This is a genomic window from Clostridium tetanomorphum, from assembly GCF_017873215.1.
GTDB lineage: Bacteria > Bacillota > Clostridia > Clostridiales > Clostridiaceae > Clostridium_AO > Clostridium_AO tetanomorphum.
The window spans coordinates 20,980-45,086 of sequence record NZ_JAGGKA010000007.1 but is presented as its reverse complement, the minus strand read 5'-3'; the positions used below and the strand labels follow the sequence as shown (position 1 = coordinate 45,086).

Below are 24,107 nucleotides of genomic sequence, written 5' to 3'. Positions count from 1 at the left end.
CCATTACCTTCTTTACTCTGAAATTCCTGATGCTTTAAACTTAGCTTCAAATTTATTTACTTTATGATGTAATGGAGATTTTAAGAAATATCCTATAACTATAAAAATTACTGCCATTACAATTAATACTAGTAAATCTAATACTACACTAGATACAAGGGGGCCTGCTATAGCTTCTCTAAATCCTCCAACAGCATAAGTAAATGGAAAGAATGGTTGAAGTACTCTAAATATCATAGGATCAACTTGTATAGGATAAGTTCCGCCACTTCCTGCAAGTTGTACAATCATTAATACAATAGCTAAAGCTTTACCTATATTACCAAGCAATGCTACACAAGTATATATTATTATTGAGAAAGTAAGTGAGGTTATTAGTGCAAACAGTATCATAAGAAAAGTATTTACTGTGTACACCCCCAAAATAACCTTGTTTCCTATAGAAACCACAAGTCCTTGTACTAATGCAAGAGTAATAAATGTAAGCATTTTACCAAAATATTTTTGTCTTATTGTTATATTTTGACTTCCTTCAAAATCTACCACATCTATTCTTAACACAGATGTTAAAATTAATCCCCCTACCCAAAGAGCAAGTACTGTATAAACTGGTGTCATTGCCGAACCATAATTAGGTATTTTATATATAGGTTGTTCTTTTAAATTAAATGGATTGGATATAAAATCTCCCATAAACTCAGGATTACTTTGAAGTATTGATATTATTTTTACTAAATCTTTGTTATCTACAGTGTTCAATTTATCACTAATTTTACTTATAATATCTTTATACTCAGTTAACCTATCATATAACTTTTCAGATATCTGTGATGCTAACTCAGCTCCTTCTGCTCCTGAACCTAATAATTTATCTATTTCAGTAGTTAATCCTTGAGATAAATCAATAAGCTTTGAAGCATCATCTGTTGCTTTTATAAGATTACCCACTATATTGTTTAATTGTGGTCTGGCTTGTACGTTATAATCATTTATTTCACTTGTTATGTCCTTATGAATATTATTTATATTACTCATAATTGTGTTTATTAATTCTTGATTAACTTTATTAGTTTCTCTTACTTGTTTTTGTAATTTGTCTAAAGCAATTTTTTGTTTATCTAAATTTTCCATTATATCTTTTAAGCTAACCATTACTTTAGATACAGTTTTATTAGGATGAAGATCATTTATGTTTTCCAAAAATACTGTCAATCTATTAATACGGTTATTAACTGAATTTATTTCTGTACTTATTTTAGACAATATATCATTTATATCTACAGCAGTGTTTTCACTACCTGATATAGCTAATTGTTGTAATAAATCTTGTATACGTTCTGTAGAGCTTTGAACTTGTTTAAATGTAAAATCAACATTATCAAAAGCACTATTTAAAGTGTCTTTAGTATTTATTAAAAAGTTTTTATTGTTTTGTTTATTTTCCCCTATTACTTTAATCCCCTTAGCTATATCTGGCATAGTAGTTTTAATTTCAGATAAATATTTTGATAAGTTAGTTGAATTACTATTAACATTGTTTAATGTAGCAAGTATAAATTCCATATTCTTATCTGCTTTTATTATGGAGTCTTTAACTCTTATTATCCTTTTCTCTTGCTCATGTAAATCTTCCCCCATGTCATTGAACGAATCAAATACTGTTTCATTAACTGTTGATATAAAATTAGTTGTGATTTCGTCAATTAAAGTTGTCTTTGCTGCCCCTGCAATTTTAGTGGCTACTGGATTAGTTTTAGTATCTACTTTATACACTATTTCAGGTTTTTTAGGTTTGTCCGATACCAAGCTTGTTAAATCTTTTGAAAAATTCTCTGGGATTTCTATAGTAGCATAATATGTGCCATCCACAACTCCTAATTCTGCTTGCTTAGAATTAACAAACTTCCATCCAATCTTATGATTATCTTTTAGCTTTTTTATAACATCATTACCTATATTTAATTCCTTATCATTAAAAGTTGCTCCCTTATCATTATTTACTACTGCTATGGGAATAGTACTTGTATTCTCATAAGGATCCCAACAAGCCTTTATGTTTACCCATGCATACAGAGAAGGTATAAAACATATTCCTATAACTACCAACATAGCTACAGGATTCTTTAATATACTTTTTATGTCTCGTTTAAACACTTTTAAAGTATTTTGCATTGGATTTTCCTCCTTATATTAAACATCTTTAACAAAATATCTATTACATCTATATTTCTTTTCAGATGCGTTAAGTTTGAAACTACAAATTTAAATCTCTTTTTATACTGACTGGTTAGTATAAAAATTTATTTAATTATAATATCAAAATAATGAACATTTATAAATACAATTTGTATTTTGTTTATAAACTTTTCACATTTAAATTTTTACCAACTTCTTTAACTTGTTGCTTCATTGAATTATATTGAACTTATCGAAAAATATACTTGGGAATTTACTAAAATTTTTATAAAAAAATTATCCATGAGTTTCGCACTGCTCATGGATATATAATTTCATAAATTTCTTCCAAATATATTATTAATTTATATAAAATATATAGCTGTGTATATTTTAAACCAATTTATCATTGTTTTTAAAAAGTTTTATATATTCTTCATACCCTTCCTTTTCCAAGTCCTCAACAGATATAAATCTCAAAGCTGCACTATTTATGCAATACCTTAATCCGCCTTTTTCATCTGGACCATCATTAAATACGTGACCTAAATGAGAATCAGAAAGTTTGCTTCTTACTTCTATTCTATGCATATTATATGTAAAATCAGCCTTCTCTTTAATTTGCAATCTATCTATAGGCTTACTAAAACTTGGCCAACCACATCTGGAATCAAATTTATCCCTTGATGTAAATAAAGGCTCTCCACTACATATATCAACATATATTCCTTCTCTTTTATTATTCCAATACTCATTTTTAAAAGGTTTTTCTGTAGCACTTTCTTGTGTTACTTTATATTGAAGTGGAGTAAGCTTTTTTCTCAATTCCTCATCTTTTAATTTTGCATACTTTTTGTTTTCCATAACGTTCACCTCAAATATTAGCTTTTCATTAATTTCTCTATTATATTCAAGTATAAAGGCAATTCTATAAATAACCCAATTGCCATTCTAATTATCATAGCATTTCAGATGAAGAAAATATTGAGTAAAACACTATCAATCTTTCAATAAATATTTATAAAACTAGAATTATATGTTATAATATCAATGTCAAGGGTAATTAAAGCCTTACCTCAACTTAGGATTTTTTCTTATCTTAATTGACCTTTGGAGTAGTTTAATTAAAACATTCAGCACCACGCGAAAGATTGGGGTCGCTCCCCACTCCACTGTTAATATTTAATATGACTATTTGTATAATTATAAATAAGCATTCCTCTGCTAGTTATAATATTCATTAAATAATTCTTTTTTACATTTCTATTATTTAAATCAATACTAAATTCTATACATTCTTTATTTTCTATTACTTGTCTATTTATAGATACATAATTCATATACTTTAATTTATCAATAATATATCTTGGCTTTGCTGGTTTTAATTCTTTTAATAAATAACACATATATGGTTCTTTATGCCTTTTTTTCTTGTAATAACTATCTATTTGTTCAGAGGTTCTTCCATTTATATCATGAAAGTGAAGTCTAAATCTTATTTCGTCTATATTTAATACATAATAGGCAAAATAATTTAAAAAATTTTCTACTATTATACTATTACCCTTCTCAAGAAACATTAAAAGCTCCTTTAAATTTGCTTCTCTACTTAGAATAATATGATTACTACTGTATGCATAACTATTTTTTATTTTTGTAAAATCTACTCTAACTTTGTATTTATTAGAAATTTTTCTGATCTTATCTTCATCATTTAATGCTTCATATTTTCCAATTTCACTACAAAAATAATTGTATATACAAGCAAATATATTTTTATCAAATATATTTTTTATCAATATCTTTGAATTTCTTTTAGTTATCCTATAGCATTTATCCACAAAATTAAAATGTATTTTTATACCAACATCTTCAATTATATTTTTATAGCAAGTTTTATTTATTTCATCAAAAAACATTATAATCAAATAAATTTTATCATTAATGTCTATAGAAATATCATCAATATCTAAAAATATTCTTTCAAAGGATATATCTTCTCCTATAACAATTTTAAACTTGTCTTTAAACTTTTTATTATAAAAATTGCTAATAAAACTTTTAAAGCTTTTTACATTCATATTATAATTTAATAATTTATCTTCAATATTTTCGTTAATAGCTTTTTGAGGTATTTCATATTTCTTTTGATTATGTTTAACTGTATAAAATTCTTTAATAATCCACCATTTATTTCTACAAAGCTTCATAATTTTCTCTCTTTCTTTGTATAATCTTTTATGTAATAAGGGATTTCAACAACTCCTTTTACCACTCCTGTTTTTTGTAATCTTTTAAAAGCACTCCAAACTCATCTAATTTTTCACTATTTAAGTACTTAAAAATTGGATTACATATTCTAGCTGCTGCATCTTCATAAGTTAATGGAGCATTAAATTTTTCATCACAGACTCCATTCCAATTCTTTGGAAATTGATTCGAAACCCATCCTGGATCTACGCTATATATAAAAATTCTATATTTTGCATAGTCTTTTGATAATGACTTTGTTAGCATATTCAAAGATGCTTTAGCCATATTAGTATGTATGTGTTTGCTTGACTTTCTCTTTTCACTAAACATTCCTTCAACAGAAGACACATTTATAATAAATTTATTCATATTATCACTTTTCTTTAAACTTTCTTTTAACCTTGTACAAAGCATAAATGGAGCTGTTGAATTAATAATTTGTACTTCTAAAAATTCATATAATGAAATATCCTCTGGTTTTGCAACCCATGAATTATAATCTTCTGTTTCCTCAAGATTTATAATGTCTTTTGATTTCGATTTGCATATTTGATTATTTAGTGTATTTATACATCTTAGCTGTGGATATTTACATTCACTTAAATAAATTGAGCTCAATTTTTCTTCTGCTTCCTCAAGTTCTGCATAATATTTTTTACTTTTCTTTATAGTTTGTGCTGCATTATTTACTATTATATCTAACTTAGGAAAATTAATTTGGATATATTGTATAAATGCTTCTATTTCTCCAACCTTTTTTAAATCTATTTCATAAATTATAAGATTTTCTTTCCACTTTTCAAAATCCTTTTCTTTAGAATATGTACTCAATGCGTTTAAAGGAAATCTTGTAGTTACTATTACTCTAGCTCCTGCTCTAAGTAGTTTTAAAGCTGTATAGTATCCTATCTTTATTCTTCCTCCTGTAACTAAAATAATATAATTTGATAAATTTCCTTTTCTCTTTCTTTCCATTAAATTAGATTCTCCACATTCCTTACATAATCTATGATAACTATCATGTTTTTCTCTTAGTTCTTTTCTACATATATAACATCTTTCCATTTTAATTCTCCTAAAAATTAATTTACTCTAATTTAATACTTTTCACTAATTATTTAAATAAGGAACCAAAAAACCCCTTTTTCTCACTTTTAGATTTATTTATTTCTTTAAGTAAATCCTGACGAATTCCTTTTACCTTTTCATCATCTTCATCTAATTCTAACATTCTATCACACACTATAAGTGCATCTTGATATAACTTTTTATATTGTAGAATTCTAAGTTTTAGCAACAAAACCCCTGAATTATTTCCATCTAATTTTAAAGCAGTAGTACACTCTTCTTCTGCTTTCTTTATATTTCCTAATTTAAAAAATGCCCAACCTTTATTTTGATGAGCTATAACACATTCATCATTAATATCAATTGCTTTATTACAATACTTAATACATTCATTATATTTATTAAGATTATATAAAGAATAACTCATATCAACATACCAATCTTCTTGATTTGGATCTATGTCAATAGCCTTTTTAAAATATTCAATTGCTTCTTCAAACTTACCTAGTTCACTTAAGGAATCTGCTAATAAATAATAATACTGACCAACAGCTGGCTCATAACTAATAGCTTTTCTATATTGAACAACAGCTTCCTCATAATTATTTTCTTTTCTCATTATTAATCCTTTTAAATCATAAAAACTATCTGGGTGTTCTATATTTAAATTAATTGCTTCATCTATTACATCTAATGCTTGTTTTTCCATTGAGCTATACATTAAGCTCAATGTTTTATAATAGTAAGACCCTCCATAGCTTGAATTCAGCTTTATTGCGTTATCAAACCATTCTATGGCCTGGCCATAATCTTCTTTATAATAGTAACAAAGTCCTTTACGATAAATGAAATCTGAATTATTTGGTTCTATTTCCATAGCACGGTCACAATAATTAATAGCTTCTTCAAATCTGTCCAAAATAATTAAAACTATTGCTTTTTCATAATATAATTTACTGTCTCTTAATCCTAAATCACTGGCATTATCATAAACTCTTAAAGCTTCATCATATAATTTAATATTAATAAAAGCTTTCATCTTTATTATATAAACTTCTGTTAAATACTGATAAATATTTAAAGCTTGTTCACAAGCTTCTAAACAATTTTCATAAAGCCCCAGTTCTAAAAGTGCTGCTGCCTTATTTTTATATGCATGGGCCATATTAGAATCTATACTTATTGCTCTATGAGCACATTCTAAGGCTTCATTATGTCTATTTAAAATATTATATATGTATGATTTATTGTTATGAACTGAAGCTTCTTCTTCCTTTAAAGTTAGAATTTTATCATATTGTTCAATAGCTTCTTCATATTTTCCAAGTTCATCTAAAATGTCAGCCTTAAGAAAATTTAATTTATAATCATCATTAAATAAATCTACTGCTTTACAAACAGTACTATAAGCTAATTCAATATTTTTTAAATCTCTTAATACTTGGCAAAATAAAGAATATATTTCACTAGTAACATTAGTACTTTGCATTAATTCACTTAATATATTATAACTTTCTTCTGTTTTATTAGTTTTAAAATAAATCTCTGCTAATTTATATTTTAGATTATTATTTGTAGTATCTTCTTCAATAGCTTCTAAAAGGCTGTCTGTATAGAAATTATAAGTTGAATTTAAAATTATCTTTATATCCTGTCTATATTGTACTAATTCACATAACTTTTCTAAATGTTCTATAGCTTCTTCGTATTTTTGTAAAATAATACAACACTTTCCTAATCCATACAATGCTCCAAAAAAATCTGGCTTTATATGTAATACCATTTTATAATCATTATAAGCCTCTTTTAAATTACCAATTCTATAATATAAGTCTCCTCTATAAAAATAAGCATCTAAATCCTCTTTATCATTACTAATAATATCAGTAAACAACTTAATAGCTTCTTCCATTTTACCATTAATAGTTAAATATCTTCCAATTAATATTAATAAATCTGGATGAGTAGGACAAAATTTTTCTGCAACCTTAATAGAATTATTGGCAGTATACAAATCAAAGTCTTCTATAGCATTATAAATTTTGTTATATTCTGTAATAAATTTATCTCCATCATCTCCTTTACATTCTCTTAAATATTTATAACGAAAAGTGCTTTTATTATTAATTTTATATATTACAAAATCAATAAAATTTTTAGGGAAATCATTGTATAGTTTATCCTTTTTTACACTCCAAGAAAAATAGCTATCAAACAATTGCCATATTTCATGAGGAAAATTATAATACTCCATAATAAATCTTAAAATTCTATCACTTACTTTCCCAGATGTATCAATATTATAACAAATATCTTTTTCTAATAATTCAGTCCAACACTGACTATCAACTCTTTTCTGGAAACATTTATAAATCTCTTCGAATTCTTTCATAAATTTATCTAGAGGGGATAATTGCTTTTTAGATAAACTTTCATCTTCTTTAGCTTTTAAAAGAGCTTCTTCATAGGCGCCTCTTAGTCTCTGAAATCCTTCTGGATCTACTTCTGGTGAATATTTAGTTAATAACTTTGAATAGGCCCTTCTAATTTCTTTTGTATCTTTTGTTTCATTGATATTCAATATTTCAAAACAATCCATCTAAAATCCTCCCCTAGTATCTATAGTATCGAATATTTCATTAATTTCTTTTCTAACCTCTTCTATTTCTTTTAAATTTTGCCTTTGTAATACATCTTCAAAATTACTTAAAAGTCTTCCAATTTCCTGTCTAGTAGTCCCCAAATTTTCCTCAAATAATCTCTCTCCTCTTGTAATAACAAGCTTATTTTCATAGTTTTCACGAGGATGAATTTTTAGATAAGATAAGCTTTCTATGCGTTCTGCAATTTCTTCCTTACTCATATATCCAGGATTTTTTTCAATAATAATATTTCGTTTTACACCAGTAGATACCGCTGTTACTTCTACTTCTAATATACCGTTAATATCGTAGGTATATCTAACATCAATAGCCTCTTCCCCTGCCTTATGTGGTGGAACTGGTATATTTAATTCTCCAAGATATATATTGTCTTTAGATAAACGAGCTTCTCCTTGTAATATTTCTACATTAATTACCTTTTGATTATCATATATTGTATATAAACGCTCAACTTTACTAACAGGTATTGTAGTGTTTCTCTCAATTATAGGAAAGAAATGTCCTGTTTCATAATATCCATAAGACTTCTTTACAGAAATAGTTGTTCCAAGAGTATAAGGACAGACATCTGTAAGTATAATTTCTTTAAAAGCCGAATTCTTACCTTTTAAGGCAGCTTGTACAGCTGCTCCAAGAGCAACTACTTCATCCGGATTAATATTTACATAAGCCAACTTACCAAATAACTTACTTACAAAATGTCTAATTAAAGGCAACTTGGTAGCCCCACCTACTAATAATATGGATTCTATATCACTAAGCTTTAAAGATGCATCACTTAATGCTCTTTCCACTGGTTCTTTTAGCTTATTTAATAAGTTTTTTATAGCTTTTTCATACTCTTCTATAGTTATATCACAGGATAATGTTTCTCCATTTATAGGGCAATTAATAGTAACAACTCTATTTTCGCCCAAGGCTCTTTTTGCTACTTCTGCTTCCTTTCTTAATAACGCACTACTCTTGTGGTCTAAATCTTTAGAATTTAAATCATAATGTTTTAAAAATAGTTCTTCTAAAGCCTCAGTAAAATCTTCACCCCCTAAATAATTATCTCCTGCAACAGCCCTTACTTCCATGATGTTATCAAATAACTCTAAAATAGATACATCGAAAGTACCTCCCCCTAAATCAAACACTAAAAATTTGGTATCTGACTTTTCATTATGTAATCCATAAGCTAGTGCTGCTGCTGTTGGTTCAGTAACTAATCTATCTACTTTCAATCCTGCTAACTCACCTGCTCTTTTAGTAGCTTTTCTCTGGGCATCACTAAAATATGCAGGTACACTTATTACTGCTTCTGTTATAGGTATTCCTAGAAAATGCTCGGCATCTTCTTTTAAAGCTTTTAATATAATAGCAGATAATTCTTCTGGTAAAAATTCTTTATCTCCAAGCTTACATATTTTTTTACTTCCCATATTTCTCTTAAATATAGAAGCACTTAATTCTGGATGGATTACCTGCCTTTCCTTTGCAATTTTACCAATTAACACTTCACCATTTTCATCTATACTTACTACAGACGGTGTAAGACGTTCACCTAAAGAGTTTGGTATAATAACAGGACCATCTTCTGTCCAATGAGATACTAAACTGTTCGTTGTTCCTAAATCAATTCCTATATTAATCATATTTATCCCTCTCAAAGAATTTATTAAATAATGTATATAATTTTGTTAAGTAAATATTATAATGTAATTATAATATTTACTTAACATTTTTACAAGAAAATACTATTTCATTTCTAAATTAATCTATGAATAACCATATATATCATTATTAACACAAAATTTATCTTTATAATGAATTTTATTCCACTTTTATACAATAATTTTATCATATGATTTTATAAAGTAAATATGTAATATAGTCTAGAGTTACTATTTTTTTATGCACATATAAATATTCACAAATTAGAAATTATGTAGTATACTTATTGTAAATATTTTACATTAAAGTGAGGTGTTATAATGCGCATTTTTCCCTTCTTTCGTTTAATGTTGACAATAGGTTTATTTGCATTACTTTTTCTATTATCTCCTTTTAACGTAAAAGTTCATAAAGACAATTCTTCATCCAATGAAGAATTTAGTAGAGCAATTGTTAAAGAAATATTACCATCCAATTCTACAGATTATCAAAAAATAAAAGTACTTATAAAAGAAGGAAAACTTAAAGGTAAAGAATTTACTGTTGATAACAATCTATCAAGAGGAGACAATTTGCTTCTATTAAAACCTAAAGATACGATTTTACTTATGATACGAAGTTCTAATGAAAATAATTTTGATATAACTGTATATGAGTATATAAGAGAAAGAAAACTACTATACTTAGTTTGTAGTTTTGCATTATTAATCCTTGTTATTGGTGGAATAAAGGGACTACAAGCCCTTGTTTCTGTTACATTCACTATATGTGTTATTTCTATATTATTTATTCCTGGTTTGCTTAGTGGATATAATCCTATAAAACTTTCTATTATATGTAGCTTAATTATATCTTTCTTTTCTCTAATTGTTCAAAATGGTTTAAATAAAAAATCCTTTTCTTCCTTAATTGGAACTGTAGGTGGTATAACAGTAGCTGCATTAGTAACATACTTAATGGGTAATAGTCTAAATATATCTATGAATTCTGAAGAAATAGTACAACTTTCAAGACTATCTGAAAATATAAATTTTAATTTTCAATCTATATTTTTTTCTAGTGTTGTAATAGGAGCTCTAGGTGCAAATATTGATATGAGTATGTCTGTTGCTTCAGCAATGAATGAAATAAAAGAAAGTAATAAAAATATTACTAATCTAGAGTTTATTAAATGTGGAATGAATGTTGGACGAGACGTTATAGGAACAATGTGTAACACATTAATATTAGCTTATGTAGGTAGTTCGCTAGTTACCTTAATGATTTTTGTAGCTTATAATATTAATTTTACATATATTGCAAATCTTCAAGAAATATCAATAGAAATATTACGTTCCTTAGCTGGTAGCATGGGAATTATTTTATCAGTTCCATTAACTGTAATAAGTAGAGTTCTTATGGATTAGTTTCTATTTAACAATAAACCACTATATTTTTCATTTAAAATATCATATCTTGTTATTTATTTAAAAACTTAAATAAAGAAGGATTAATATTTTTTGTATAACTATACATCTAATTATCAATCCTTCTTTAAATATACTTTTAATTAAAAAAAGTTGTTAATTTTATTCATTTTTCCAAGTACAATTAAGCTTAAGAAAAATACATCATTAAATAGGATTTAATTCAGAAACATAAGGTTTTATATCTATTATAGGAGTTCCATCAATCATATCAACACCTTGAATTTCTATTGTATTGTCATAAATGTTTATAACTTTTACGATAGACATGCCTACGCCATTAGGTCTGTTAGGAGATCTCGTAGAAAAAACTCCTCTAAATTCATTTGTGTCTTTAGCCTTTTGAGTTAATTTATATCCTTTTGATTGATGAAAATAAAACAACACAATAATATAAGAGTCTATTTTTATATCTTTAATTCCTTCAACAAACTCATTTAATATTTTTATAGTTGCTTTTTTATCATTGGCATAAACACTTTGTCTAGGTATGTCATTTAAATTTTTAAATGGAGATTCAACATATCCTATTGGACTAAATATAATTTCCATTATTTACACCTCTCTTAGAAAATGATTTTTTAAATTCATTTTTTATAGTACAATAAACATGTTCTAAATTAATATTCATGTCTAGTCCTCCACTTTTCTATTTCTTCCGTATCTATGTCTGCCACGAATACATTCATCACAATTTACTTTATCTTCAAAATCACTGCAAAGCTTATAGTCACCACCTTCTATCTTTAATATTTTACCATTTACTAAACTATCCGCCATTTTTTTACGAGCATCATCATATATTCTTTGTATAGTAGAACGTGCAACTCCCATAGTATCTGCACATTGTTCTTGAGTTAATCCTTCTAAATCCATAAGTCTTATAGTTTCATATTCCTCTACTGTCATTATTATTGATTCACTTATACCGTTTAGTATATCTACAGGTCCAAATTTATCAACTTGGGGTAATGTACAAACTCTTCTCCATTTTCTTGGTCTTCCCATTACTTAATATACCTCCATTTAAAAGATTTATTTTAATCTATACATAATAATTTTTTTACATATAGACTAATAAATATTTTTCATTAGCCTGGTCCCTTCTTCATTTACTTTTTTATTTATCTAAAATTACATTTTTAAATATTAGTGTTCTTAATGGTTCCAGAAACAGCCTTATCAATAAATAATATACCATTAAGATGATCAATTTCATGGCAAAATGCCCTTGCAAGTAGTCCTAAGCCTTCTATTTCTATATTTTCACCATTTTCATTAAGACCTTTGACTTTTACTCTATAAGGACGTTTAACCTCTGCTATTACTCCAGGAATACTTAAACATCCCTCTGTATCCTTTTCTTCCCCATCTTCTTCTACTATTTCAGGATTTATAAGTTTAATAAGTCCGTCTCCTATGTCAATAACAATTATTCTTTTTAATATTCCTACTTGTGGAGCAGCTAATCCTACACCATTTTCTTTATACATTGTTTCTGCCATATCATTTATTAGTTGTAATGTTTTTTTATTAATTTTATCAACATACTTTGATTTTTTTCTTAATATATCATCTGTTTTATAATTAGTAATATTTCTCAAAGCCATAATATATTCCTCCTATCATAGGAAATTATAAATATTATAATAAGAGGTGGTTTCCCACCCCTTTTACTTGTCATCCTGCATTTTATTTAATTGGTCATTAATTAAATTAAGTCTTTTTTCAAGAATAGATTTTTGTTCCATAAGTAAACTTTTTTGATTTTCAGGATTGTTCATATTTCTCAAACCATTCCCTCCAAAACCTCTTCTACAACGTAATCCTAATCCGAGACCTAATCCTCCAATTGTGTCTAAATCTTTAACTACATTACAAAAGCCCATTCCTCTTCCTGTCATCGCTCCCATTTTCATTGGACCTGTACCATCTCTTCTTGGCATAAACCCATCTCCTTTTTATTTTTTTGGGCATTTACCCTTTATAATAATTATTATACTTTATTTTGGGTATATGTCAATAACCTTTTATGGTAATTTTATAAAAATTCAATTTTAGAAAAATCAATATTACCTTTCTTATCCACGACTTGTCTATCAGCATGCACATATTCAATTTTTCCAACAAACATTTCATGTGAACCAGTAACTATAGAATCTACCACTTTACATTCTATGTTTATAGGACAGTCTGCCAATAAAGGTGCATTGACTTTTATTCCTTCTTCAACTTTAATATTAAGTTTAGAAAACTTGTCCTCATTCCTACCACTATGACTACCTAAATAATCAAACATTTCTTTTTGTGCTTTTGTAACAATATTCACTACAAAAATACCTGTTTCCTTAATAAGGTTATATGAATATCGTGAAGGAACAATTCCTACCATAACCATAGGTGGATCATAACTACAATTACAACAATACGCCACTGCTAATGCATTGTTTTTACCATCATTTCCTCTACAAGAAACCAATATATTAGGCCTTGGCTGAAGACATGATCTCATATTTCCTTGAACTTTTTCCATAATAATTCCCCCATTATTTATATAATTTATTTTTATAATAACCTTCTGATAAATATAATGCTCCTAAAGGATTATGGGCAAGGACTCTATCCTTAACTGCAAAAACAGTTATAGGTGCATTAGAATATTTTATAAATAATGAATCATGCCCCACACATAAACCTAACATAATATTTAAATCTGTTTTAGCATTATTTAAAAGTGTAGCCTGTCCTATAGGATTACACATTGCTTCATAAGTACCTGGTCTTACCTTTTCATTATCTTTAATATTTAAAATTTCTTTAGGTATACTTCCACTTTTACACACCACTGATTCAACCTGAAATCCATTATGTGTTAGTATTTTACATAGCATTTTTGCTTCTTTGCTTAATCCTACACAGAAAGCTATTCCTAACTTTTTAAAATTACATTTGTTTGCAAAATCCATTATCTCTTCAAGTCTTGTTTTTTTACAATATCCTTCCGCTTCAACTAACGCCGAATTATATGCTAATTTATAATTTTCTTCTTCAGAATATGCTTCTTTTATTTTTTTCTGCTCTTCCTCTTCATTACATGGACAATTAGTTGGCAACTTATCAAGTTTTCCTATTTTACAATAATGTTCACTACACATAGCACATGTATACATATTCTCACCTCAAAACTTTTTCTTATATATTAAGAACAAATTATAACTTTTTCTTATCTCTTGCAAAATAACATTTTTTATAGTTAGGAAAATATTTCACTAGAATTAAAGGAATCTATCTGGCACGTTATGGTAAACTATTATTATTTTTATTATCTCCTTGACACCATTTTGTACAAAACTCTGCTTTTTTACTGCAAATAACCTTATCTGAACCACAAGCAGGACAAATATATTTGTCCTGCTCATAATTTACTTCATATAAATTGCCGCAATTAAAACACTTAAATTTACAAAATATTGTTCTATAATTTCCACCATTTATATTTATTGCATTTCCTTTAGTAAGAGCAATAGCTATTTTTTTTCTTGCACTATCTATAATATTTTGAAATGTTTGTCTTGATACCTGCATACTTTCAGCACATTGTTCCTGATTCAAACCTTCAATATCCTTAAGTCTCATGGCTTCTAACTCTTCTACTTTTAAAACTATTTCTTCAATCTCACATTTATGTTTTCCCAATGGAACAAAATAAGTATGTTCTGGAAAAAACTCTACTCTTCTGCATTTTGTTGGTCTTGACACTTTAATTCCTCCCTGCAATTACTACATAGCCCTATAAACATAATATTTGAATCATATATTTCTAAATTATTATCTATCTCAATTTTTCTATTTAATTTCAGATAATCAGAATTTAAATTGTGACTATCTATATCAATTATACTGTTACACTTATAACACTTAAAATGAATATGCAGGGGTTTTCCACTAAATATTTTCATTTCATAGTAGTTTATGCCATTGATATTTAGTTCTTTTACTATACCTAATTCATTAAATACCTTTAAAGACCTGTAAATAGTAGCAAGGCCTATATGTTTTCCCCTTATTTTTTCGTATATTTCTTTTACATTTAAATGTATTTTGCTGTCTAAAATAGTTTTTAACACTACTTGTTTTGCTAATGTAAATTTATATCCATTTGTCTCTAAAAGCTTTTTAAAAGGTAGTAACTCAGCTTTCATAAAATCATCCTTTTAAATTATTCATTACAATGGCCTTCATGTTCATGTTCTCTACAAATACTACCTGTTGATTTTAATTCTCCATTTATATATTTTTGTACTATATCATCACTAAATCCTTTTGCACCAACTATTACATTAATTCCATTTTGATTAAATAACTCCTGTGCTGTTTCTCCCATACCACCTGCAATAATAACATCCACATTTAATTCCTTTAAAAATACTGGAAGATACCCTGGTCTATGTCCTGGATTTGGTATAAAACTCTTATTTAATCCCTTTCCTTCTTCTACCTCATATATAGTAAAACCTTCACAATGTCCAAAGTGTCCACTTACATATTTCCCTTCACTTGCAACTGCTATTTTCATTTAAAATTCCTCCTTATATTTTAATTTAATAAATTTATTTTATATATTCTTTTAAAATATCATATACATACTCTATTATTTCACTGCAAGATATACCTTTTTTCTTTAGCTCTAAACATTCAAATGTTCCATATTTTTCTTTTATTTTATTCATTATTTCTTTTGTATATTTTCTTGATTCATTTTTAACTGTAACTTCTTCTCTTCCTTTTACTGATCCCAAAGCTATAATTGCTCCTGTAATTGCTCCACAAGTAGTTCCTACAGCCATACCGGTACCAAAAGGACTTGCAATGGAAACAGGAATATTTGCATTATACTCCTCATTAAATGCCTTTACTATAGATTCTGCACAGTTATATCCTTTATCATGATATTTTAATACATTAATCATTTTTTCTACCTCTTATTTTAATTATTTATACGTCCTTAACAATTTTTTATAGTATTCTTGATCTTATTCCACATCTCTTCAATAGCTTTTTCTGCAATGCTATCCTTATAATAGGTTATAGGTTTTAACTCGTTTATAGATTTCATAACAATGTCATCATATGGAATTTTACCTACTAATTTTAAGCCTTTTTCATTAATAAAATTTTCTATATCCTTTGTCACTTCTTTATTTATATCATGTTTATTTATACATACCATAGTAAAAACACCAAAGTGTTCACATAATGATACTACTCTCATTAAATCTTCAAGACCTGACTTTGTAGGTTCTGTTACAATTAATACTGTATTACTTCCTGTTATTGATGATATAACAGAACATCCAATACCAGGAGAGCCATCTATTATAATTAGTTTTTCATCTTTGTTAAATCTTCTACCATTTTTTCTTAGATAGGTTATTAACTTTCCGGAGCCATCACTACCTACTTCCATTTCTGCCCTTGAAATTATTCCTTTATCTAATTCAGTAATAAATGTATCCGCTGTTTTTTCATCCTCTAGCTTTATAGCATTTTGTGGACATACTAATCTACAAGCACCACATCCCTCACAAATAAATGGATTTATTTTAAAATTCTCTACAGCATGAAATCTACATATAGTTTCACATTTACCACATTTAACACAAAGTAATTCATCTATAATAGCTTTTTTACCACCTATAAAGTCGGTTTTTTCAATATCCTTACCTTTATAGAATAAGTAAAGGTTTGGAGCATCTACATCACAATCTACTCTTATTACATCTTCAGCAAGTTCAGCCAATGCTGTTGCAATAGTAGTTTTTCCTGTGCCACCTTTTCCACTTAAAACTGCTAATTCCAAGATAGCACCTCCTTAATTTTCTTTGAAATGTTATCAAATATTGTTTTATGATTTATATCATCATATAATATTTCCCCATTTGAATATAGTATTGCAGTATTTTTGCTATATGGAATGAAACCTATTAATTCTATTTTTTCTTCTCTACAATACTTTTTTACTAAATTATCTTTTCCATCATCTTTATTTATAATTATACCAAATGGTATATTATACATTCTTACAAGTTTTACTGCCATTTTTAAATCATGAAGTCCAAATTCAGAAGGTTCTGTTACAAGTATTGCACTATTAGCATACTTTAGCGTATTTACCACATTACAAGAAGTTCCAGGTGGACAATCGATTAAATTAAGTTCTTCTGATAGACTTTCTAGAAGCTCTTTAATAACTGGTACCGCCATAGGCTCACTTATATTTAAAATTCCTCTAGTGCAATTTATATTTCTTGCTTTACCTTTTTCAATTTTTCCTATTTCTCTTTTATCATAAGATATAGCATGGTATTTACATACAATTTCACAAGCTCCACAACCATGACATAGCTTTTGAAAAAGCATAATATCATCCTTCACTTTTGCAAGAGCATTAAATTGACATACATTTACACAAGCTCCACAGGCAGTACATTTATTATCATCTATAATAGGATATTCCACCATAACTTTTTTTCCCATATCTACTTTAGGCTTTAAAAACAAGAAACCATTTGGCTCTTCTACATCACAATCTATATAATTCGCCTTAAATGCAAGCGCAAGATTAGTTGAAACCGTAGTTTTACCCGTTCCTCCTTTTCCACTAAGTACTGCTATGTTCATTATATACTCATCTCCAATCTAATGGCTTCCTCCATGATGTGCAGGACCGGACATTTTTATTTGTTCTAATTCCCCATTGTTATATTTATCAAGTACAGAATTTATATTTATATTTCCACATTTATATGCCTTAATACCTGCCTTTTCAATAAGTTCAAAAGCATTTGGTCCTAAATTACCTGTTATAATAACATCTATTTTTTCATCTATTAATTGATTTGATGCAGCAATACCTGCTCCTCCACTAGAATTTTGTCCTTCATTTTCTAATACCTTAACTTCTTTACTTTCAGTATCATGAATTTGAAAATATTCGCATCTTCCAAACCTCATATCAAGTAAATCTTTATTAGTTTTTCCTGTTGCTGAAATTGCTATTTTCATTGCTATTCCTCCAAATTCTTTATTATATTTGTTACTATAGGATTAAAAATCAATTCAAGACTTTCATTCACATTCTCATATCCATACTGTTCTAAATTGCTTACACTATTTAACATAGGAAGCTCTCCTAGAAGCTTTAAATTCATTTCTTTTAAAAACTCATCAGTATTTTCACTATTAAAAAGTTTTATTCTTTTACCACAATCAGAACAAGTTATATAACTCATATTCTCAATAACACCTAAAACATCAATGTTCATCTTCCTTGCCATATTTACAGCTTTTGAAACTATCATAGATACAAGGTCCTGAGGGACAGATACCATAACTATTCCATTTATAGGAATAGACTGCATTACCGTTAAAGCAACATCTCCTGTTCCTGGAGGCATATCAATTACCAAGTAGTCAAGTTCTCCCCAAAGAACATCTGTCCAGAACTGTTTAACTACGCCTGAAATTACTGGTCCTCTCCAAATTACAGGATCATCTTCTTTTTCTGTTAAAAAATTTAATGACATAACTTTTATACCATCACTTGTTTCAACTGGTAATATCATCTCTTCAGTGACATAAGCTTTTTTCCCCTTTAATCCAAGAAGCCTTGGAACACTTGGTCCCGTTATATCAGCATCTAATACTCCTACACTATGTCCAAGCTGTTTTAAATGCTTTGCAATAAGAACCGAAATTGAAGATTTACCTACTCCTCCTTTTCCACTTAGAACACCAATAATTTTTTTAACATTATTTAGAGGATTGTTTTCAATCATACAACTTTCCTTATCCTTTGAGCAGCTCTGATTTGAGGGACATGTACTGCACTCTGCCATAAAACCATCTCCTAATATAATATTGGCATTTGCCAATATTATATTACTCCTTTTTTTAGTTATTGTCAAATGCCAATTTAAAAAGCTTAAGATTGGAAAAAATCAATCTTAAGCTTTTTAAATTATCTTATTTCAATAAAACTATTGTATTCAATTTATTTCTAAATGTAATATTTCTACGTTTCATTTTTTCTTTTGCTTTACTCGTATTTGTATTAACTTTAATACATCCTCTAAAGTTGATGATTCCCTAACTTCAATCATTAACCATCTGCCGCCACATGAAGACGGTGTGTTTTTAAACAAATTTTGAATATATTCACTACAACTTGAAATCATATTTTCCACTTCCATTTCTTCTTTTGAACCAACTACCACAAGTATAATAAAATAGTCCTCCACTGGATAAATGGTACATAAAGACTTTCCACTCTTTTTATACTTTATATTCCAGCCTTGTTGCATAGAACATTTACTATATTCCATCTTAGGTGATACTTTGTATGTATTTTCTAGAAACAAACAAAGTTCATTATATAACTTGTTATTTACAAATTTCTTCACATCCTCTAAAGTAGGTTGATTACTTTGATTATATAATTCATTCCACATCATATCTTTAAAACACCTCACAGACAAAATATTTATATATAGTTTAAACCAAATTTAACTAAACTTCCACATAAACAACTCTTCATAATAATGATTTCATAACTAAATTACCGCTTATAAATTATTTATTTCTATTTTTTTATAGATTATATTTGTAAACTCATTAAAAATTTATCATTATTTGATATTGACTTTTTTCTAGATTCTACATAATATCATCATATGACTACAAAATAATACTAGGAGGTGTTTTATGTCTTTAGTTATAACATTAACGGCAATTACATTTATTGTTTTTTTCGTATCATACTTAATGGATCCAAGGAAATTAGTTAATGGACTTTTATTTAATATTTTCTTATTTTCAGCTATGATTACCATTGTTTATGTGGCTTTTACAATACAAAATTCTATTTTGATTTTTTTAGTAATTATTTTTGCAATATTAGTAATCATAGTGTTTATATTTGGGGTTTATATTCTAATTATAGCCCTATTTATAAATGCAAAAATTGTTATGAAACATGAAAGTAGAACGTCTGCTAATTTATTAACCTTATTTTTAGCTATAGGTTTAATTGGCTGCTTAGTTTTATCTTTCATTATACGTAGAATAAATCTTTCACCTGAAGCAGGAATTTTATTGGGTGGCTTTACTCTTATTGGGGTATATTATTTATTTAGTATTTTTAATTTTTTAATGATATCATTTATTTATCAATTTAACCATCCAAAGTTAAATCAAGATTTTATTATAATTTTAGGTAGTGGATTAATTGGTGATAGAGTTCCTCCTCTACTTGCTAGTCGTATTGATAAAGCTATTGAATTTTATCATAAGCAAGCTGCTGTTACCACTCCACCAAAAATCATCTTTTCTGGTGGGCAAGGAGCTGATGAAAAAATTTCTGAGGCACTAGCTATGCAAAAATATGCAATTGAAAAAGGTATCCCTATTGAAGATACTATTTTAGAAGATAAGTCAATTAATACACTACAAAATATGCAATTCTCCAAAAGGATAATAGAGAATTTAATACCGAATAAGTCTAAGAGCATATTTGTAACAAATAATTTTCATTTATTTCGTGCTGCACTTTATGCAAGAAAAGCAAATTTAAACAGTGTAGGCCTAGCCTCTAAGACAGCACTTTATTTTTTACCTAATGCAATGATTAGAGAATACATTGCTATTGTAGTACTCCATAAAAAACAGCATATAATAATTGTTAGCTTAATACTTATTGTAAGTTTAGTATTGGCCATATTAAACTACTGTCTTATCAGACCTTATATGTAATTAAATAAAACTTTTATTTTAAGCCTACTTTAAAATTTAAAAAATGATTATTCAACAACTTTTATTAAATAAAAAAATAGCTTTAGATGTAGTAATTACTTTTTATAGTTAAACTTCACCTAAAGCTATTTTTTAACGAACTTTAAATATAACTTAAATTTAAATTATTAGTTTATATTTATTACCAAGTAACATCTATCTTTTTTTCTTTTCCATATCTTCTAATTATTAATCCAATACCCACTATAATAAGCATTACTATTATAAATGGCACCATATATTTACTGTATTATTTAATATTATGGACTCAGTTATCTGAATTAAAGTCAAAGATATTGGAATCAAAACACCTATAAGTACATTATAATTTGAAACATTTCTTCAAACATAGCAATTTATTAAAGCTATAATAAATCCAACTCCTTATATAATTTTAAATTTTTTCCCCTGTTCTACAGCTTGTACTCTATTTGAAACACCTAGTTTAGAGTATATGTTAATAATATGAGTCTTTACCGTAGCTAAAGATATATTAAGCTTTTCTCCAATTTCTTTATTAGAAGTCCCTTCACTTAATACTTTTAAAACTTCCTTCTCTCTTTCAGTTAATAATTCATGTTTAATGTTTTTACTATGCATTATATTCATTAAATTTTTTATGAAATTCTTTTCTTTAACAGTTAATTCTATGTGTTTATCATCATTAAGTTTTTTTATTATTGTTAAAATATCTTCTCCCTTAAGTACATAAGGTTTTATATATTTATTATCTATACTATAATGAATAGCTTCTCTTATTAAATTATAAATTTCTCTTTTCCTTTTATCAAAGTCCTCTTTTAACATTAATGCCATATTGATTAATCCTGTCACTAGATATGTTATTATCTTATTCTTTCTACAATACTCTAAACATTTGTTCAAAATATTAAAAGCTTCATCTTTTTCACCTAGTAAATAAAGAACCGTTGAATAAACTATTCTATCACTTATTTGTATATAAATCCTTGTATTTTCCTTAGTATTTTCATAAATTTCTTTATACGTTTGTAAATCATTTATTGAATATACACTGCTTGATATAAAATATTCTAATCTCACTGAAGAAAGTAAAAGATTAAAGGCATCAGTAGAATATTCTTCTACAAGCTTGTTAGCTAATTTTATGCCTTCTTCAACTTCTCCTTTTAAAAATTTAATCTCCATTATATTATATAATATTGATCTATCTGCAAAACCCTTGTTTATATTTGAAAACTTTTGTGCTAATACTAGTTGTTCTTCTGACTTTTCCAATTCACATCTTTTCATGTAAATTCCCGCTATTCCAAGATGATACATGAAGATCAAGTTGCTAAAAATTCTACTTTTTTTAATCATGTCTTTCATTTCATCTAAAGTATTTTCTGCTTCATAAAGCTGTCCTAATTCTTCCAAAGCCATGGCCTTTTGTCCTTTACCAAAGAAACTTATACTTATAAATTCATTTTTCTGTCCTATGTTATCACATTTATCAGCATAATATATAACTTTTTCAAATTCATCTTGGGATAGAAGTAAAATACAAATATTTAAATATATTATAGCCTTAGTTATATCACTAAAATTAAAATTCTCTATACAATTTAAATCTATTTCTTCAAAAGAGCCATTATAATCATCTATAACTACCTTAAACATCTTGATTATTTGCCATTGTGGTTCATCTATTTTTTTACCCAATAAGTTTAATATTCTTTTATATTCATCCATCTGCAAATTGCAAAAATGATAAAAAATTCTTTGAAGAGTCATCTGTTGACTTGTAAAAAGATACTCTAATGGTATTTCTTTTAGATAACACAATCCATTAAAATTTTGTGCATTTTGCTCTATTTCTACTAAAGCCTTATCATAATATTTAATTTTTAATAGATGTTTTATTCCTTCTTTATAATCTCCTATTTCTTTAAAAGATTTATAGGCCATTATATGAAGTTCTTTCTTTTCATCCTCATTAAGTTTTGAAAAACTTATGTTTAAAAATTCTTTAAATAAATGATGGTATCTATATATATTATTTTGTTCATCCAACACAATTATAAATAGATTTTTATTTAAGAGAGAATCAATTATTTCTTTTGAATTAGTTATATTTAAAATATTATTGCTCAATTCTATATTAAAATATTCCAAAATAGAAGTCTTTATTAAAAAATTTTTTTCATCACTACTAAGTTGATTTAATATTTCTTCAGTTAAATATTCAATTACATATTTATTTAATACGGTTATATCATTAAATATATTGTCTTTTCTGTTTTTTAAAGCTAATGCAATAAGCTGAATTCCTGCAATCCAACCTTCGGATATATTAAATATTTTATCTACAACATCTTCCGTAAGAATAATATTCAATGTGTCTTTTATAAAATTTAAACATTCTTTCTCTGAAAACTTTAAATTATCTTCTCCAATCTCTAGAAGATGACCCTTTATTCTAAGTTCTCCCAAATATATAGGCACATCTTCTCTAGTTAAAAATACATAATGTACATTTGAAGATGAATACTTAATTAAATATTCTAATGTAGAATTTAAAAATTTATCCTTTATATAATGATAATCATCAAAGACTAAAAAAATATCTTCACCATCAGAAAGCTCATTAACTATATAAGGAATTATATTGAATATGTCGTCTTTTTTCATAAATGTACTAAAAGTATTTATAAGCTGCTGACCTTCATCTTGTAAATACTCCTTTAAAGACTCTATAAGATAATACCAAAAAGAGAATAGTTCATTATTTTCTCCATCTAGGTTTATCCATTTTACATTACTCAACTTTTTTTCTTTTACAAAAGAGGAAAACAGCGTGGACTTTCCGCTGCCCGCTGTTCCTTTTATTATTATAACTTTATAATCTAATATATGTTCCAGCTCTTTTACAAGCTTTTCTCTTTTAACATAGTTTTTTCTTGGTACTGGTGAAATTAATTTTGTTGCTATTAAATTGAATCTGTTACTCATCTAA

The 24,107-nt window shown here is 27.0% G+C and carries 24 protein-coding genes; 2 read left to right on the top strand and 22 right to left on the bottom strand.

Annotated features, from left to right (window positions below; genetic code table 11):
- Positions 1 to 12: 12 nt before the first annotated feature.
- The 6 genes from J2Z24_RS08430 to J2Z24_RS08405 form a co-directional block, all read right to left on the bottom strand.
- Entirely contained in the window at positions 13 to 2,172 is a 2,160-nt protein-coding gene (locus tag J2Z24_RS08430) for a YhgE/Pip domain-containing protein (RefSeq protein ID WP_035148098.1), read from the bottom strand.
- 396 nt (positions 2,173 to 2,568) lie between these two features.
- The gene (gene msrB / locus J2Z24_RS08425; protein ID WP_035148100.1) at positions 2,569 to 3,039 is read right to left on the bottom strand and encodes a peptide-methionine (R)-S-oxide reductase MsrB; all 471 of its coding nucleotides are present in this window, start codon (positions 3,037 to 3,039) and stop codon (positions 2,569 to 2,571) included.
- A gap of 311 nt (positions 3,040 to 3,350) precedes the next feature.
- The gene (locus J2Z24_RS08420) at positions 3,351 to 4,385 is read right to left on the bottom strand and encodes a hypothetical protein (RefSeq protein ID WP_035148103.1); all 1,035 of its coding nucleotides are present in this window, start codon (positions 4,383 to 4,385) and stop codon (positions 3,351 to 3,353) included.
- Between the two features lie 58 nt (positions 4,386 to 4,443).
- Complete coding sequence (locus tag J2Z24_RS08415; protein WP_051593269.1) at positions 4,444 to 5,493, bottom strand: SDR family oxidoreductase; 1,050 nt, start codon at positions 5,491 to 5,493, stop codon at positions 4,444 to 4,446.
- A 49-nt stretch (positions 5,494 to 5,542) separates the two neighbouring features.
- On the bottom strand, positions 5,543 to 8,095 hold the full coding sequence (locus J2Z24_RS08410) for a tetratricopeptide repeat protein (protein ID WP_035148105.1): 2,553 nt from the start codon (positions 8,093 to 8,095) through the stop codon (positions 5,543 to 5,545).
- Positions 8,096 to 9,796 carry a molecular chaperone HscC gene (locus tag J2Z24_RS08405; RefSeq protein WP_035148107.1) on the bottom strand — a complete coding sequence of 567 codons (1,701 nt, stop codon included), beginning with the start codon at positions 9,794 to 9,796 and terminating at the stop codon, positions 8,096 to 8,098.
- A gap of 339 nt (positions 9,797 to 10,135) precedes the next feature.
- On the opposite strand from J2Z24_RS08405, the gene J2Z24_RS08400 reads away from it, so the two are divergent.
- Complete coding sequence (locus tag J2Z24_RS08400; protein WP_085059061.1) at positions 10,136 to 11,221, top strand: YibE/F family protein; 1,086 nt, start codon at positions 10,136 to 10,138, stop codon at positions 11,219 to 11,221.
- A 207-nt stretch (positions 11,222 to 11,428) separates the two neighbouring features.
- Here J2Z24_RS08400 and tsaA read toward each other — a convergent pair whose 3' ends face one another.
- The 15 genes from tsaA to J2Z24_RS08325 all read right to left on the bottom strand — a co-directional run bounded on the left by tsaA (position 11,429) and on the right by J2Z24_RS08325 (position 19,794).
- Complete coding sequence (gene tsaA / locus J2Z24_RS08395) at positions 11,429 to 11,833, bottom strand: tRNA (N6-threonylcarbamoyladenosine(37)-N6)-methyltransferase TrmO (RefSeq protein ID WP_035148109.1); 405 nt, start codon at positions 11,831 to 11,833, stop codon at positions 11,429 to 11,431.
- An 81-nt stretch (positions 11,834 to 11,914) separates the two neighbouring features.
- Complete coding sequence (locus tag J2Z24_RS08390; protein ID WP_035148111.1) at positions 11,915 to 12,289, bottom strand: DUF134 domain-containing protein; 375 nt, start codon at positions 12,287 to 12,289, stop codon at positions 11,915 to 11,917.
- A 134-nt stretch (positions 12,290 to 12,423) separates the two neighbouring features.
- Positions 12,424 to 12,891 (bottom strand): peptide deformylase, encoded by a 468-nt coding sequence (gene def, locus J2Z24_RS08385; RefSeq protein ID WP_035148113.1) that lies wholly within the window; start codon positions 12,889 to 12,891, stop codon positions 12,424 to 12,426.
- 63 nt (positions 12,892 to 12,954) lie between these two features.
- A complete protein-coding gene (locus J2Z24_RS08380) occupies positions 12,955 to 13,227 on the bottom strand; it encodes a DUF5320 domain-containing protein (protein WP_035148114.1) in 273 nt (90 codons plus the stop codon).
- A 95-nt stretch (positions 13,228 to 13,322) separates the two neighbouring features.
- Entirely contained in the window at positions 13,323 to 13,814 is a 492-nt protein-coding gene (locus J2Z24_RS08375; protein ID WP_035148115.1) for a flavin reductase family protein, read from the bottom strand.
- Between the two features lie 13 nt (positions 13,815 to 13,827).
- The gene (locus J2Z24_RS08370) at positions 13,828 to 14,451 is read right to left on the bottom strand and encodes a DUF1847 domain-containing protein (protein ID WP_035148116.1); all 624 of its coding nucleotides are present in this window, start codon (positions 14,449 to 14,451) and stop codon (positions 13,828 to 13,830) included.
- Positions 14,452 to 14,578: 127 nt separating this feature from the next.
- Positions 14,579 to 15,040 (bottom strand): DUF134 domain-containing protein, encoded by a 462-nt coding sequence (locus tag J2Z24_RS08365; RefSeq protein WP_035148117.1) that lies wholly within the window; start codon positions 15,038 to 15,040, stop codon positions 14,579 to 14,581.
- A complete protein-coding gene (locus tag J2Z24_RS08360; RefSeq protein WP_035148118.1) occupies positions 15,010 to 15,483 on the bottom strand; it encodes a Fur family transcriptional regulator in 474 nt (157 codons plus the stop codon). Before J2Z24_RS08360 ends, J2Z24_RS08365 begins: the two co-directional genes overlap by 31 nt.
- Positions 15,484 to 15,500: 17 nt before the next feature.
- Positions 15,501 to 15,857 carry a NifB/NifX family molybdenum-iron cluster-binding protein gene (locus tag J2Z24_RS08355; RefSeq protein WP_035148119.1) on the bottom strand — a complete coding sequence of 119 codons (357 nt, stop codon included), beginning with the start codon at positions 15,855 to 15,857 and terminating at the stop codon, positions 15,501 to 15,503.
- A 34-nt stretch (positions 15,858 to 15,891) separates the two neighbouring features.
- Positions 15,892 to 16,251 (bottom strand): C-GCAxxG-C-C family (seleno)protein, encoded by a 360-nt coding sequence (locus tag J2Z24_RS08350; RefSeq protein WP_035148120.1) that lies wholly within the window; start codon positions 16,249 to 16,251, stop codon positions 15,892 to 15,894.
- A gap of 35 nt (positions 16,252 to 16,286) precedes the next feature.
- Entirely contained in the window at positions 16,287 to 17,141 is an 855-nt protein-coding gene (locus J2Z24_RS08345) for an ATP-binding protein (RefSeq protein ID WP_035148121.1), read from the bottom strand.
- Positions 17,132 to 17,962 (bottom strand): nucleotide-binding protein, encoded by an 831-nt coding sequence (locus tag J2Z24_RS08340; protein WP_035148122.1) that lies wholly within the window; start codon positions 17,960 to 17,962, stop codon positions 17,132 to 17,134. The genes J2Z24_RS08345 and J2Z24_RS08340 overlap by 10 nt, the downstream gene beginning before the upstream one ends.
- 18 nt (positions 17,963 to 17,980) lie before the next feature.
- Positions 17,981 to 18,346, bottom strand: coding sequence for a NifB/NifX family molybdenum-iron cluster-binding protein (locus J2Z24_RS08335; protein ID WP_035148123.1), 366 nt, complete (start codon positions 18,344 to 18,346; stop codon positions 17,981 to 17,983).
- Between the two features lie 2 nt (positions 18,347 to 18,348).
- Positions 18,349 to 19,179 carry an Mrp/NBP35 family ATP-binding protein gene (locus J2Z24_RS08330; RefSeq protein ID WP_035148156.1) on the bottom strand — a complete coding sequence of 277 codons (831 nt, stop codon included), beginning with the start codon at positions 19,177 to 19,179 and terminating at the stop codon, positions 18,349 to 18,351.
- A gap of 183 nt (positions 19,180 to 19,362) precedes the next feature.
- Complete coding sequence (locus J2Z24_RS08325) at positions 19,363 to 19,794, bottom strand: DUF3788 domain-containing protein (RefSeq protein ID WP_035148124.1); 432 nt, start codon at positions 19,792 to 19,794, stop codon at positions 19,363 to 19,365.
- A 250-nt stretch (positions 19,795 to 20,044) separates the two neighbouring features.
- On the opposite strand from J2Z24_RS08325, the gene J2Z24_RS08320 reads away from it, so the two are divergent.
- Entirely contained in the window at positions 20,045 to 21,091 is a 1,047-nt protein-coding gene (locus J2Z24_RS08320; protein ID WP_035148125.1) for a YdcF family protein, read from the top strand.
- A 423-nt stretch (positions 21,092 to 21,514) separates the two neighbouring features.
- Here the strand turns inward: J2Z24_RS08320 and J2Z24_RS21625 are convergent, their stop codons facing one another.
- Positions 21,515 to 24,103: a winged helix-turn-helix domain-containing protein gene (locus J2Z24_RS21625; RefSeq protein ID WP_035148126.1), complete on the bottom strand. Its 2,589-nt coding sequence runs from the start codon at positions 24,101 to 24,103 to the stop codon at positions 21,515 to 21,517.
- Positions 24,104 to 24,107: the final 4 nt, after the last annotated feature.